We start from the raw sequence: 13,780 nt of genomic DNA on the forward strand, positions 1-13,780 counted from the left end.
TCAATCTCCCGAGGTTGGTTCTGGTTGTTGTCAGCTGCCGCGCAGTGCGCGGAGGAGCATGGCGCGGATCTGGCCGTAGTTGGCCTTGAGATTGCCGAGGACGCCGCGCTGGTCTTCGGGCAAATGGGCAAGGGGGTGGCCTTCGGTGCGGAAGACGTAGTGATCAAAGAAGGCACGGAAGGCCATGCGCTCTGCCTCTGGGCGTTCGGCTATGGCGATCATGGCGTGGAGCATAGACAGCGAGGGCGCGTCAGGCCCGGTGGCAGTGGCGTCCCACCAGTAGTTGAGCATGACGTTGATCGGGGCCTTGGCTTCAACCTGGTGCCACCACAACTTGGGCAGGAAGAGGGCATCGCCCGGCTGCAGGGTAACGGCGATGGCACGGGCGCGGGCCTTTTCGAAGCGGGGGAAGCGCGCTGGGTCCGGATTGCCGGCGGCGAGGCTCGCGGGTTGGCCGGCCATCGTATTGTCGATCGGACCAACGTAGAGATCGCCAATGGCATCAGGCGGGTAGAGCGTGAACGTGCGCTCTCCGGCGATCACGCAGGCCAGATTTTCATAAGCATCGTAGTGAGCCGCAGCGGTGGACGGATTGCCGATCCACAGGCGTGGTTCGACAGATCGGGGCACGATGGCAACATGATTGGGCTCGGCAAAGCCGGGAAGATAGGCGTGCGCGACAAGCGAACCGACATAGGTCGTCGGCGCCGAGGGATCGGCCGCGTGGGCCAGCATCGCGTGGAAGGCATCTCTGAGCGCCATTTCGCTGCGCGTGAAGTTGAAGCCGGAAAGATCGTCCGAATAGAAATAGTGGCCCGCGTTGATCGGATCGCTCTGGAAGACTTGTGGTCGGCGTTCGTTCGCAAATCCAAGCATATAGTCCAGCACTGCGCCTGGCTCTGCGCTTGCGGCCCGTGTCGCTGGCAAAGCCGCGCCGAGGCCTCTGATGACCGCGGGCCGACCCGTTTCAATAACTTGAACGCGAAACGCCTCCGCGCTGACCAGCGCGGTGTGGTCTTTCGAGATTTCTGTCAGTTCTGGCCGGGCCTGTCCGGTCATGTCATGCCCAGCCGCTGGCAGGCATGGCGAGACGTTCATTCCGCCTGCGGGCAAGCTGGCCGATCTGGCGCAGCGACGCGCGGATTGCCAATGCAGCAGCCAGGGAGCCGTCTCTAAATAGTCTGATGATTCTAGTATCATCGAGATCTGCAAGCGCATCGCCGCTGACCGTGTAGAGGCCATTCAGGGCGACGGTCTGGCCATCGTCGAACTTCAGGGAAATGTCGACCGGCTCGACCAGCCGCGCCTCGACGATATCGGCAATGAATCTTTCCGTCCTTGCCGCGTTGCCCATCAAGGTGCCGATGGCGCGCTGGACGAGACGCATCTCGTCGGTCGGGCCGCCCATGGCATCGAACAGGGGAATTGTGCCTCCGGGCGCGAAGCGGGGATGAGCAAGATCGACGGCAATGTTCTCGTCAGAGGCAAAAAATCCCTGCCGTTGCAGGTCGAGCGGAAGAAACGCAGCGTTTCCAGTGCCTGCGCCCTCCACGAGGACTTCGTCGGGCGAGAATCCGAACAACGCGACGATGGCGAATCGCCCTGTTTCGGGAGACTTGGCCAGCATGACCGGACAGCAGGATGCGGCCGCTTCGACTTCGGGCAGCGAGATCTGCACCATGTGCGGATGCGCGCCAGCAATAGGGTGCATGGCCAGGTTGCGATGGACCTCGCTGTTCAGGATCTCGAGTTGCTCAGCCATTCGTCCTCTCCCGTCTTTCCCTGTTTTTCAGGCAGCTTATCGCGGTTATGCCCGGTACTTCATGTGCGCGCTAACATGGCTGATCTAACGCCATCCGCGGCCTTGTTGCAACACTATCCAACCAAGGCGCCATTGCGCAGACAATTTGGTATTGATAGCGCTACCTAGATCAGTTACACCGGTCTCGCAAGGTGACGCTGACAGAGCGCCTGCAGGGTTGAGAGGCTGAAGGGAAATCGCAGTTCGCCTGCGTGATGCTTCTCCGATTGCGCGTGCTTCGTCATGGCTGCCGGTCCTGTCGTGTGGGGCAGCCGGATGCAGATCACCTTCCCGGGCGGGGGGGCCGTCAGAGTAGCAGTGGAGAGGGTATGAGGACGTCCATCAATTCACGCTTCCTTATCGGAAGTGCAGCAGGCGCGATCGCGCTTGCCATGGCGATGCCGGTTGCGGCACAGGAAGCGCAAAGCTCGGTCATGAACGACGAGCCGAGCAACGCCGAAATCATCGTCACCGGCATTCGTGGCTCGCTCCAGCGCAACATGGAGATCAAGCGCACGGCTTCGGGCGTGGTCGATGCGATTTCGGCCGAAGACATCGGCAAGTTCCCCGATGCCAACGTGGCTGACGCACTGCAGCGCCTGCCCGGCATCTCGATCCAGCGTTCTGGCGCCCGCGGCGAAGCCAATGGCGTGACCGTGCGCGGCTTTGGCGGTGACTTCAACGACACGCAGTTCGATGGCCGTCGCCTTTCGACCGCTTCGGGCAGCCGTGCGGTTGACTTCACGACGATCGGCTCGGACTTCGTCTCGAACATCTCGGTCTACAAGACTCCCGACGTCGAACTGGGCGCCAGCGCCATCGGTGCGACGATCAATGTTGCCCTGCCCAAGCCCTTCGACAGCGCGGGCAGCAAGTTTGCGGTAAAGGCTTCCGGTGCCGTTCAGGACCGCAGCGGCAAGGTTACGCCTTCGGGTGCGGCCCTCGCGAGCACGCGTTTTGCCGACGACACCATGGGCATCCTGGCCTACGCCGCCTACCGCCGCGTCGATACCGAAACCAACCAGGTCTTCATCCCGGGGTGGATCGGCAACTACTTCTATCAGTGCCAGGCGCAGGCGGCCTGCCAGACCAACGACTTCACGCCTGCCAAGAAGAACGTGCTGGGCTGGTTCCCGCAGCAGGTTGGCGCCAACCAGATTACCACGAAGGACGAGCGCATCGACGGCCGTCTTGCCTATCAGTGGCAGGCCGGTGACGATGTGCTGCTGACGCTGGACGGCAACTTCACCCGCCAGACGCTGAACACCGCGACCTATGGCTACGGCGCATGGTTCAACGGTGACGACTTGCGCAATGTGAAGCAGGACAGCAACGGCACGGTGGTTGATTTCAACCAGTTCGGCACGCCGATGGACTTCAACGCCAGCCTGGCGCGGACGATCAACCAGACCTACATGTTCGGCGGCAACCTGAAGTGGGATGCGACCGACGAGCTCAGCTTCGACTTCGACGCATCGCTCTCGCGCTCGGTCCTCAATCCCGGCCGCAACGGCTACCAGAACGCGATGGACATCGGTTACGGCGGCACCAATGCCGATCCGAACGGGCCGTTCCTGTCGACGGGTTGCACGTATCCCGCCGGTGCGGGCCCGACGACCGCGCCGACTTCGTGCAGCCGCTATTCGACGATCCTTGGCGCCAATACCGGCGTGAAGATCGGCGGGCCGAGCAACAACTTCCTGCCCAGCATCCACGACGTGGGGCCGGGTGGTGACGTTTCGCGCTTTACCGACAAGTCGCTGATCGGCAGCCACGTGATTGCCGGCTTCCCCAACTACTTCACCAACCTCGTCAAGCAGGTGAAGATCGGCGGCAAGTGGGACGGCGACAACCTGAAGGTCCACTTCGGCGGCAGCTTCCAGGAAAACAAGTATCATCAGGAAGGCGAAAGCCCGTTCGTGAACGGCACGTTCTTCCGCTACGGTGGTTACGGCGCTCCGTCTGGCCGTACCGGCGCAGTCGCACCGCTGCCAGACAGTGTCTATCAGGGCATCATCAGCACCAACAACTTCATTCCGGGTTACGAAGGCAACCTCGCCCCTGCGATCATCAAGTACGATCCGGTGGCGGTGTACCGGGTGCTCGAGGCGACCGGACGCGGCACGACTGCGCCTGCGTTCAACCCGGACAGCGTGCTCAACGTCAAGGAGCAGACGTTTGCGGCCTATCTGCGCATCAACTTCGAGAGCGAGATCGGCGATATGCCGTTCAAGGTCAGCGCGGGCGTACGTGACGAGTACACCAAGCTGACTTCGGGCGCGCTTGGCCGCAATCCGGTGAAGTTGATCACGGTGCCGACCGACCCGACGCTGATCCAGGTCGATACCTTCACGCCGCAGCAGCTGATCGAGCGCAGCATTTCCTACAACTACGTCCTGCCCAGCCTTGACGTGAAGCTGGAGGTGAAGCCGAACCTGATCCTGCGCTTCGATGCATCGCGCACGCTGACCCGCCCGGCGCTGGGTGATCTGCGCCCGACGATCAACCTTGGTACGCTGCGCAGGGGCAGCCTTGCGGCGTCGGGCGGCAACGCCGGCCTCAAGCCCTACCTTGCCGACAACCTCGATCTCGGTGTCGAGTGGTACTACGGTTCCAACTCGTACTTCGCGGTCAACGGCTTTATGAAGTTCATCTCGAACTTCATCGTCGGCGGCGTCAGCACCCAGACGATCAACGGTGTGGTCGATCCGTTCACGAACCAGCCCGCGCAGTTCCAGGTGAACAGCAAGGTCAACGGTCCGGACGGCGTGGTGCGCGGCGTCGAAATCGCCTGGCAGCAGGTCTTCGGCGATAGCGGTTTCGGGTTCAACGCCAATGCCACGCTGGTCAATACCAACCGTACCTTCAACACGGCGGACATCTCGGGTTCGGCCTTTGCCATCACCGGCCTTGCCAACTCCGCGAACCTCGTGGCGTTCTATGACAAGAACGGTCTGGAAGTGCGCGTTGCCGGTAACTGGCGCGACAAGTACCTGCTTGGCCTTGGCCAGCAGCAGGGCGGCACCTTCGGTGCGGAACCGGTCAACGTGAACCGTCAGTTCCAGATCGATGCCAGCGCAAGCTACCAAGTGACCAAGGAGCTGTCGGTCTTTGTCGAGGGCACCAACCTCAACAACTCGAACTACAGCACCTATGGTCGCTTTTCGAACATGTCGCTCGACACGTTCAACTACGGTCGCCGCTTTGTCTTCGGCGCCCGTTTCAACTACTGACAAGACGTGATGGTGGTGCCGGAGCTTCGTGCCCCGGCACTGCTGCAAAAGCAGGACGGAGAGGTGCGCGGATGGTTCGTGCAGTGCGCGATGTCGTGATTGTCGGTGGCGGAACGGCCGGGTGGCTGACCGCAGCGATCATTGCCGCAAAGCACAAGGCCCGGATCGGACACGACTTCTCCGTCACCTTGGTGGAAAGCCCCAACGTGCCGATCATAGGCGTGGGCGAAGGGACCTGGCCTACGCTGCGCTCGACGCTCAAGAGCGTGGGCATTTCCGAAACGGATTTTTTCCGCGAATGCGATGCCGCCTTCAAGCAAGGCGCGCTGTTTGCGAAGTGGACCACGGGCGCCGAGGATGACGCCTATTATCATCCGCTGGTCCTGCCGCAGCGCTTCGGGCAGCTGAACCTTGCGCCGCATTGGCTGACGGGCACGCTGAACGAGGGTGGCGACAACGGCGAGACCTTCTGCGACGCGGTATGTCCGCAAGGGCGGCTCTGCGACGAGAACCTGGCGCCCAAGTCGATGGTCAATGCCGAGTACGAGGGGCAGGCGAATTACGCCTACCATCTCGATGCCGGCAAGTTCGCGCCGTTCATGCAGCGGCATTGCACCGAAAAGCTGGGCGTGCGCCACGTGCTGGCAGACATGCGCCAAGTGCTTCAGGACGAAGGCGGCGACATTCGCGCGATCGCGACCGAGCAGGCAGGCGAAATCAGCGGCGATCTGTTCATCGACTGCACCGGCATGCGCAGCCTGCTGCTGGGGCAGACGCTCGGCGTCGGCTTCAAGGACTGCAACGACGTGCTCTTCTGCGACACCGCGCTCGCCATGCAGGTGCCATACCCCGCCCCCGATGCGCCGGTGGCAACGCACACGATCTCGACCGCGCAATCGGCGGGGTGGATCTGGGACATCGGTTTGCCGACGCGACGGGGTGTTGGGCACGTCTATTCAAGCCGCCATATCAGCCGCGAAGAAGCGGAGGCGGAACTGCGCGCTTATGTGGGTCCGGCGGCGGAAGGTCTTGCGGTGCGCAAGATCGATATCCGTTCGGGCCACCGCGAACTGTTCTGGAAGAACAATTGCGTTGCCGTAGGGCTGGCGGCAGGGTTCCTCGAGCCACTGGAAGCCTCCGCCATCGTGCTGATCGAGCTTTCGGCCAAGATGATCGCAGACCAGATGCCCCCGGTGCGCGAGGTTATGGACGTGGTGGCGCGGCGCTACAACGAGAAGACGCTGTACCGCTGGGGCCGGATCATCGACTTTCTCAAGCTGCATTACGTCTTGAGCCAGCGACGCGATACGGCGTTCTGGCGGGACAACATGGACCCGGCCTCCATTCCCGAGAGGCTGCAGGAGCTGATGGCGCTGTGGCAGTATCAGGGCCCCTATATGCACGAGGAGTTCGACCGGGTGGACGAGGTGTTCCCTTCGGCATCCTATCAGTACGTGCTCTATGGAATGGGTTTCCGAACCGAGGTTTCCGCGCGCACGCTCGAACCGGAAGTGCGTGAGGCGCGGCGTGCGCGGGCAGAGAATGCTGACGTCACTGCGCGAATGCTGAGTGGACTGCCCAGGCATCGCGACCTGATCGACCGCATCGTGAAATACGGATTGCAGCCAGTCTGATCCGCAACGACCAGCCCTGCCGGGTCGCATCGGCACGGGATACTTGAGAGGAAAATCGTGATCGCCAGTTCATTGCCAACGCGCGGCCTTGCGCGACTGCTGCTTGGGTCCGTCAGCGTGGTAACGCTAACTATGTCCACCGCCAACGCGCAGGAGGTTGATCCGCGGGCCGAGGCGGACCGGCTGGCTTCAGCGCTGGTGGCGAAGATGACCACCGACGAGAAGGTGGAGCAATTGCTGAATGTCGCGCCGGCTATCCCGCGCCTTGGCGTGCCGGCCTACAACTGGTGGACCGAGAGCCTGCATGGCGCGGGCGGTGCCGTCCCGACCACGAACTTCCCGCAATCCATCGGGCTTGCTGCCACGTTCGACCCGCCATTGATCCATGACGTGGCACGGGTGATCAGCACCGAACTGCAGGGCCTGCACACGCTGGCTCGGCAGACCGGGCATCTCGGCAAGATCGGCACCGGGCTCGACACCTGGGCGCCCAACATCAACATCTTCCGCGATCCGCGCTGGGGCCGTGGGCAGGAGACCTATGGCGAGGACCCGTACCTGACGGCGCAACTGGGCGTCGCTTACGTGAAGGGCATCCAGGGGCCGAACCCGGATCTGCCCGACGTGATCGCCAGCCCCAAGCACTTTGCGGTGCATTCAGGGCCCGAACCGACCCGGCATACCGACAACATCATGGTTTCGCGCCACGATCTGGAAGACACCTATCTGCCCGCGTTCCGCGCCGCGATTGTCGAGGGCAAGGCCGGATCGATCATGTGCGCCTACAACCGCGTTGACGGGCAGCCGGCCTGCGCGAGCCATCTCTTACTGAAGGACAGGCTGCGCGGGGCGTGGGGCTTCAAAGGCTATGTCGTTTCGGACTGCGATGCGGTGGTCGATATCTATGATCGCCACAAGTATGCGCCCGATGCTGCCTCGGGCGTGGCGGTAGGCCTGCTGGCGGGCGTCGACAACGAATGCCACACCGGCACCATTGGTGAGGCCAAGGGGCTGGCCGACCGCTACAAGGCGGCACTGAAGGCGGGCTACCTGACCGAAGGCGACCTTGACCGCGTTTTGGTGCGGCTGTTCTCGGCACGCTATCGCAATGGCGACCTGGGCGGGATGAGCGCGCGCAAGCCCAATGCCACGCCGGTGAGCGCAGTGGGCACGCAGGCAGGTTGGGACCTTTCGCTCAAGTCTGCCGAGAAGAGCCTGGTCCTGCTCAAGAACACGGGCGTGCTGCCGCTGAAGGCCGGCGCGCGGGTGGCGGTGATCGGACCCCTGGGCGATGCGACGCGGGTGCTGCGGGGCAATTACTCCTCCGCCAATTCCGCGCCGCCAATCTCGGTTGTCGAGGGCTTGCGCCGCGCGATGCCGGGAGCGCAGGTCAACTACGTGCCGTTCTCTCCTTCGATCGTCGACGGCGATCTGGTGACGGATGGCAACTTCCTCACGCCTGACGGGAAGCCGGGGCTGAAGGCAGTCTATTATAACGCGGTGGATCCCGACAAGCCGCGCGGCGAACGAACGTTCACGGCAAAGCCGGTGGTCACGCGGATCGAGACCAACCTGAAAAGCAGCGCGATGCAGCTGAAAGAGGTGAGCCCGGCGCACAAGGTGGTGTGGGACGGCTTCTTCGTGGCGCCGGAAAGCGGCCTGTACAAGATGGGCGTGACCGCGGTGAAGGGCGCAATCGAGATTGGCGGGAAGCCCGTGATCACCTCCGATCACTACTCGCTGTGGGGTGAGCCGCCAAAGTACGTCGAGGTCGAACTGAAGAAGGGCGAGCGCTATCCGCTGCACTTCGATATCGAAGGAGGCGGCGCGGCGGGGCCGGGCTTGTTCTGGAAGCGCATCAGCAAGGACCCCTGGGGCGATCTGGCGCGCGGCGCGGCCGAGGCCGATGTGCTGGTCGCCGTGGTCGGCCTGACGGCGGACCTTGAAGGCGAGGAAATGCCGCTCAAGATCGAGGGCTTCGACGGCGGTGACAAGACCAGTCTGGAACTGCCGATGGATCAGCGCGAACTGCTGATCCGGGCGCGCACGCTCGGCAAGCCGCTCGTCGTCGTGGCGATGAACGGCAGCCCGATCAACCTGTCATGGGCCAGGGACAATGCCGATGCACTCGTAGAGGCGTGGTATCCAGGTCAGGCCGGGGGGCTTGCCGTGGCCAATGTGCTGACAGGCAAGACCAATCCGTCCGGACGTCTGCCGCTGACGTTCTACAAGGACACGGCGGACCTGCCGGCATTCACCGATTATTCGATGAAGGGGCGGACTTATCGCTACTTCACCGGCAAGCCGGTTTATGGCTTTGGCTATGGCCTGAGCTACACGACATTCGGCTATGGCCCTGCGAAGGTCGATCCGGTTGGCGGCAGCACGGCCAATGGCATTCGCGTGACGACGCAGGTGACCAACACCGGCGCGCGCGAAGGCGAGGAAGTGGTGCAGGCCTACCTGCGCTTCCCCGATCAGCCCGGTGCCCCGCGCGTGGCGCTGCGCGGGATTCAGCGGGTTTCCCTGAAGCCGGGCGAGAGCAAGGCGGTGACGCTGGAGCTTTCGCCACGTGACCTTTCCGCCGTGCGCCCGGATGGGGTGAGGCAGGTTTTTGCGGGGACTTATCGCCTCAACCTGGGCGGGGGCCAGCCCGACAGTGGACTGCCGGGGACCGAGACGACATTCAGCGTAGACCGCGTGGTCGATCTGCCGAAGTGAAGATCACGGCGCTTCGCCTTGTATCTCGGCAGGGTGAAGCGCCAGTCTCTGTTCGGTCAGGATCTGCCAGCCGGTGAGGAACAGGGCCCCGACCACCGGGCCGACAACGATGCCGGAAAGGCCTAGCAACTCGATCCCGCCCAGCGTTGTCACCAAAACCAGCCAGTCGGGGATGCCGGTATCGCGGCCGACCAGCATCGGACGCAGGACGTTGTCGGCAAGGCCGATGACCATGACGCCCGATCCGATCACGACTGCGCCCTGCCAGATCGCACCCGTGGCGAAGAGGTAGATCGCGACCGGGCCCCAGACGATGGCAGGGCCGATCGCGGGTAGCAGTGCGGCAATGGCCATGAGCGCACCCCAGAGCAGTGAGGCGGGCAGACCGACTATTGCGAAAGTGATCGCGCCAAGTGCGCCCTGTGCCAAGGCAACAAGCACCGACCCCTTGATCGTGGCACGTACCACGGCGACGAACCGCTCGACGATCTGGGCGGCGATCGAATCCGCAAGAGGCAGGGCGCGGACAATCTGCGGACCCAGCACATATCCATCACGCAGCATGAAGAACGTGACGTAAAGGCCTACAGCAAAAGCAAGAAGGAAGGATGCCGCATTTGCGCCAAAGGCCAGTGCGCGCTGCGTGATTGCGCTGGCGCTGTTGCCGAGGGCTTCGGAAATGCGGCTCTGCGCGGTCTCGAACGTACCAAAACCGGCATTGCCGAGCAGGTCCTGAAGCCGAACCGGAAGAGCGTCGTGTACTTGTTTGAAATAGGCGGAGAAATTCAGCTCACCGGTGCGCAGTTGCGCGAATACGCCGGAAGCTTGTTCCACCACCATCGTTCCGATCAGCATGGCAGGGATAATCACCGCGAAGGTGATGATCAGCAGCGTCATGGCAGCGGCGCGGCTGCGCCTTTCCGGCCACCGTTCGAGCAGGCGCTGGTTCAGCGAATGAAACATGATCGCGGCCAGCGCGGCCCACAGCATCGCGCCAAGAAAATGCGATACGACAAGCGTCAACCCGACGGTGACAAGTACCAGAAACAGGACGAATCCGCCCTTTTCGATCTTGCTACGCTCCAGCATCATTCCCCCATCCTGCGGCCGAACCCGCATGCACCCAAGTGCCAGCGCAACGCATGGGTTCGCAAGCGGTTTCAGCTTATCGCCAGGGTGGAGCCTTTCAGCGTCACAAGACGCCCGGCAGAGAGAGTGATGGTGCGGCGGATTTCGCCGAGGCGCACCTCGACCGTGCCACTTTCCATCGGTTGCAGCACGGCCTGAACGAGTTGTCCTTCCGTCCACTTAAGATCGACTGCCACCCCGCCTCGCGCAATCAGCCCTCGGGCACTGCCAGAAGGCCAGGCCCGGGGAAGCGCGGGAAGGAGATGAAGCGAACTGCCCCGGCTTTGCATCAGCATTTCGATCATTGCGGTGCTGCCGCCGAAGTTGCCGTCGATCTGGAAGGGCGGATGCGCGTCGAACATGTTGGGATAAGTGCGCGCGGGCGAAAGCAGGCTGCGCAGGATCTTGTGCGCCCGCTCGCCATCCCGCAGCCGCGCCCACAGGGCGATCCGCCAGGCGGTGGCCCATCCGGTTGATTCATCACCGCGTCGGTCGAGGGAGACGCGCGCTGCCCTCGCCAGTTCTGGCGTGCCGTCCGGGTTGATCTGGTGGCCGGGATAGAGCGCATAGAGGTGCGAGACGTGGCGATGGTCCTGTTCGGGCGCAGCTTCGTCCCAGTCTTCGAGCCATTCCTGCAGCTGCCCGGCTTTGCCGATGCGGTCAGGCGCGAGGGCGGAGCGGGCGTGACGCAGCTGCTCGGCGAAATCGGCGTCGCGGTCCAGAAGGGTGGCGGCAGCTGCGGTGCGATCGAACAGGTCTCGCAGGATCTGGCGGTCCATCGCTGGGCCGGCGCAGACCGAAGCGCCAAACGGGTGGCGATTCTCGGGCGAGATCGAGGGGGAGGTGATCAGGCCCTGGGACGAGGGCTGCAGGGTCTCGAGAAAGAACTCTGCCGCGCCGCGCATGAGGGGGTAGATTGCGGCCAGCCATGCCCGGTCACGGCCATAGTCCCAGCGGTCCCACAGCGCGTTGCAGAGCCATGCGCCGCCCATCGGCCACATGCCCCATGCGGCACCATCGATCGGGCTGGAGGCGCGCCAGAGATCGGTGTTGTGGTGGGCAACCCAGCCCCTTGCCCCATAAATGGCGCGAGCGGTCTTCGCACCGCTGACCGCAAGTTCGCGCACCATGCGCAGCAGCGGCTCGGCGCATTCGCCGAGGTTTGCAGGGTCCGCCAGCCAGTAGTTCATCTGGGTGTTGATATTGATCGTGTACTTCGATCCCCACGGCGGCTTGGTGCTCTCGTTCCAGATGCCCTGCAAGTTCGCGGGCTGTGTGCCGGGGCGCGAGGAGCAGATCATCAGGTAACGGGCATAGGCAAAATAGAGCGCGGCGAGGGCGGGTTCGTCGCTTTCGACATTGGCTTTGATGCGCTCGTCGGTAGGCAGGGGGCTGGCGGGGCCGAGGTGAAGCGCTGCGCGGCGATAGAGGCGGCGATGCTCGGCGATGTGAGCATCGCGCAAGGCCACCCATGGCCGGGCGCTGGCATTGGCGATCTGGCGGGCGACGGTGGCGACAGGATCGCCTGCGTGGCTGGTCGCGAGCGCGACGAGGATGGTCGCGTGCGAGGCCCCACTGACGACCAACGTGGCGCCTTCCGTCCGGACGCTTCCGCCTTGGGCGCTGGCGGTGATCCTTGCGGCGAGGCCCAGGCCGGCGGGGATGCCGTGATCTGCCCGATTGCGGCCCTCTGCGTGGATTGCATTGCCGGCCGCGCGGACCGTCGCGTCTTGCGGCGTGTCAAAACGAACGGCCAAATTCAGCGTGACGCCGTGACTGGCCGAGAGGTGGATGGCGATGACCTGATCGACGGGGCTTGCCAGTACCGCGCGCGTTATGGTGCCGGTGGAGGTGGCGAAGTGGGTTGTGGCGATGGCTTTGTCGAGATCAAGTTCGCGGCGATAGGTCCTTGGCGTGCCGGGAAGGTCCATGTCGATGAAGAGATCGCCGAAGGTCTGATAGGACATCTGCGAGACAGGCCGTGCGATCAGGCAGTCGTTGGCGAGGGCTTCCGCTTCGGCAAAGCGGCGCTGCGCGATCAGCTTGCGGATGTGCTCCACCGCTTGAGGACCAGCCTTCGGGTTCAACGGATCATAAGGGCCGCCGCTCCACAGCGTGTCTTCGTTCAGCTGGATCCGTTCTGACGTGGTGCCGCCGAAGACCATTGCTCCGAGCCTGCCGTTGCCCACCGGAAGGGCTTCGGTCCAGATCGAGGCAGGCTGGCGATACCACAGCACATCCTGCCGGGGCGCGGGGGGCGCAGCCTTGGCAGGAAGTCCGACAATTCCCTGTCCAGCAACAGCAGCACCCGCTGCGATTGCCTGCCTGCGTGTGATTGGCATCCCGCTTCCCGTAGTCCGATGACCATCGTACGATGGTGTTTTCTGGATCTCGGATCGGCGTGCAAGAGCCATATCCGGCAGCGTAAGGCCGCCGGATAATAAGTATGACTAAATACTGGGCTGTCCAGCGAAAAGCTGCAGACGGCTATACCTCAGGCGCGCGCCGGCGGATCGATATCGGCAAGTGCCAGTTCGATCAGTTTCTGCATGGCAGCACGGGCGGCAGGGCCGTCGCCATCGGCCACGGCATCGAACAGCACGCGGTGATCTGGCAAGGGATCGCGCGGCAGCTTGCGCTTGCGCTGCTTGTAGATCGTGGTCCATCGCACCGCAGCCGAGATGGTGCTGGCCAATGAGATCAGCGCCATGTTGCCAGTCGCCTTCAGCAGCGTGGTGTGGAACGACTGGTCCGCGGCCTGACCGAGCGGCGAAGCCAGCGTGTGCTTGGCCATTTCCTCAAGCGCGTGGCCCATCTGCGCCAGTTGCGCACCGGTCCGGCGGGTGGCAGCAATTTCGGCGGCCGCCGGTTCGATGATCAGTCGCAGCTCGAACAGGTCGTCAATCGCGGCCTGGCTGGGTTCGCCCTCGAAGGTCCAGGCAAGAACGTCGGGATCGAGGATGTGCCAGCGCGACGGATCGGTGATCTTGGTGCCTGCCTTCGGGCGGCTTTCGACCAGGCCCTTGGCGGCGAGGATACGGATTGCCTCGCGATAGGCGGTGCGCGAAATGTGGTTGCGCTCGGCAAAATCGACCTCGCTCGTCAGCACGTGGCCGGGGGCGTATTTACCGGTGACAATGGCAATACCTAGATCGCGCGCGATGCTGCCGTGTAGGCGTAAAGATTTGTCAGACCTGTCGATCGCGTCCCCGCCCTGTTCCTTGCTTCGCGACACTTTCAGCTCCTTGCGCCCCTCTGCCCTA

At 63.4% G+C, this 13,780-nt stretch carries 8 protein-coding genes; 3 read left to right on the forward strand and 5 right to left on the reverse strand.

Annotated elements, in window-relative coordinates; translation table 11 throughout:
- Nucleotides 1-30: 30 nt before the first annotated feature.
- Both NJ75_RS14985 and NJ75_RS14990 read right to left on the reverse strand, forming a co-directional pair.
- Nucleotides 31-1,059, reverse strand: coding sequence for a cupin-like domain-containing protein (locus NJ75_RS14985; protein WP_039335888.1), 1,029 nt, complete (start codon nucleotides 1,057-1,059; stop codon nucleotides 31-33).
- Nucleotide 1,060: 1 nt separating this feature from the next.
- Nucleotides 1,061-1,762 carry a SapC family protein gene (locus NJ75_RS14990; protein ID WP_039335890.1) on the reverse strand — a complete coding sequence of 234 codons (702 nt, stop codon included), beginning with the start codon at nucleotides 1,760-1,762 and terminating at the stop codon, nucleotides 1,061-1,063.
- Nucleotides 1,763-2,130: 368 nt separating this feature from the next.
- Between NJ75_RS14990 and NJ75_RS14995 the strand changes: the two genes are divergently transcribed.
- The 3 genes from NJ75_RS14995 to NJ75_RS15005 all read left to right on the forward strand — a co-directional run bounded on the left by NJ75_RS14995 (nucleotide 2,131) and on the right by NJ75_RS15005 (nucleotide 9,389).
- Nucleotides 2,131-5,034: a TonB-dependent receptor gene (locus tag NJ75_RS14995; RefSeq protein ID WP_039335891.1), complete on the forward strand. Its 2,904-nt coding sequence runs from the start codon at nucleotides 2,131-2,133 to the stop codon at nucleotides 5,032-5,034.
- Between the two features lie 71 nt (nucleotides 5,035-5,105).
- On the forward strand, nucleotides 5,106-6,668 hold the full coding sequence (locus NJ75_RS15000; protein ID WP_039335893.1) for a tryptophan halogenase family protein: 1,563 nt from the start codon (nucleotides 5,106-5,108) through the stop codon (nucleotides 6,666-6,668).
- A gap of 132 nt (nucleotides 6,669-6,800) precedes the next feature.
- Complete coding sequence (locus NJ75_RS15005) at nucleotides 6,801-9,389, forward strand: glycoside hydrolase family 3 C-terminal domain-containing protein (RefSeq protein WP_052242543.1); 2,589 nt, start codon at nucleotides 6,801-6,803, stop codon at nucleotides 9,387-9,389.
- 3 nt (nucleotides 9,390-9,392) lie between these two features.
- On the opposite strand, the gene NJ75_RS15010 is transcribed toward NJ75_RS15005, so the two are convergent.
- From NJ75_RS15010 to NJ75_RS15020, 3 genes are all read right to left on the reverse strand, one after another.
- Nucleotides 9,393-10,478, reverse strand: a complete 1,086-nt coding sequence (locus tag NJ75_RS15010) for an AI-2E family transporter (RefSeq protein ID WP_039336017.1) — start codon at nucleotides 10,476-10,478, stop codon at nucleotides 9,393-9,395.
- Between the two features lie 71 nt (nucleotides 10,479-10,549).
- Entirely contained in the window at nucleotides 10,550-12,859 is a 2,310-nt protein-coding gene (locus NJ75_RS15015; RefSeq protein ID WP_039335895.1) for a glycoside hydrolase family 95 protein, read from the reverse strand.
- Between the two features lie 152 nt (nucleotides 12,860-13,011).
- Nucleotides 13,012-13,752: a FadR/GntR family transcriptional regulator gene (locus NJ75_RS15020; RefSeq protein WP_052242544.1), complete on the reverse strand. Its 741-nt coding sequence runs from the start codon at nucleotides 13,750-13,752 to the stop codon at nucleotides 13,012-13,014.
- Nucleotides 13,753-13,780 lie beyond the last annotated feature (28 nt).

Source organism: Novosphingobium subterraneum (assembly GCF_000807925.1).
Classification (GTDB): domain Bacteria; phylum Pseudomonadota; class Alphaproteobacteria; order Sphingomonadales; family Sphingomonadaceae; genus Novosphingobium; species Novosphingobium subterraneum.

Excerpts from the sequence above, each read along its gene's own strand:
- NJ75_RS14985 (WP_039335888.1), bottom strand. The coding sequence starts at position 1,059 with ATGACCGGACAGGCCCGGCCAGAACTGACAGAAATCTCGAAAGACCAC.
- NJ75_RS14990 (WP_039335890.1), bottom strand. The coding sequence starts at position 1,762 with ATGGCTGAGCAACTCGAGATCCTGAACAGCGAGGTCCATCGCAACCTG.
- NJ75_RS14995 (WP_039335891.1), top strand. The coding sequence starts at position 2,131 with ATGAGGACGTCCATCAATTCACGCTTCCTTATCGGAAGTGCAGCAGGC.
- NJ75_RS15000 (WP_039335893.1), top strand. The coding sequence starts at position 5,106 with ATGGTTCGTGCAGTGCGCGATGTCGTGATTGTCGGTGGCGGAACGGCC.
- NJ75_RS15005 (WP_052242543.1), top strand. The coding sequence starts at position 6,801 with ATGTCCACCGCCAACGCGCAGGAGGTTGATCCGCGGGCCGAGGCGGAC.
- NJ75_RS15010 (WP_039336017.1), bottom strand. The coding sequence starts at position 10,478 with ATGCTGGAGCGTAGCAAGATCGAAAAGGGCGGATTCGTCCTGTTTCTG.
- NJ75_RS15015 (WP_039335895.1), bottom strand. The coding sequence starts at position 12,859 with ATGCCAATCACACGCAGGCAGGCAATCGCAGCGGGTGCTGCTGTTGCT.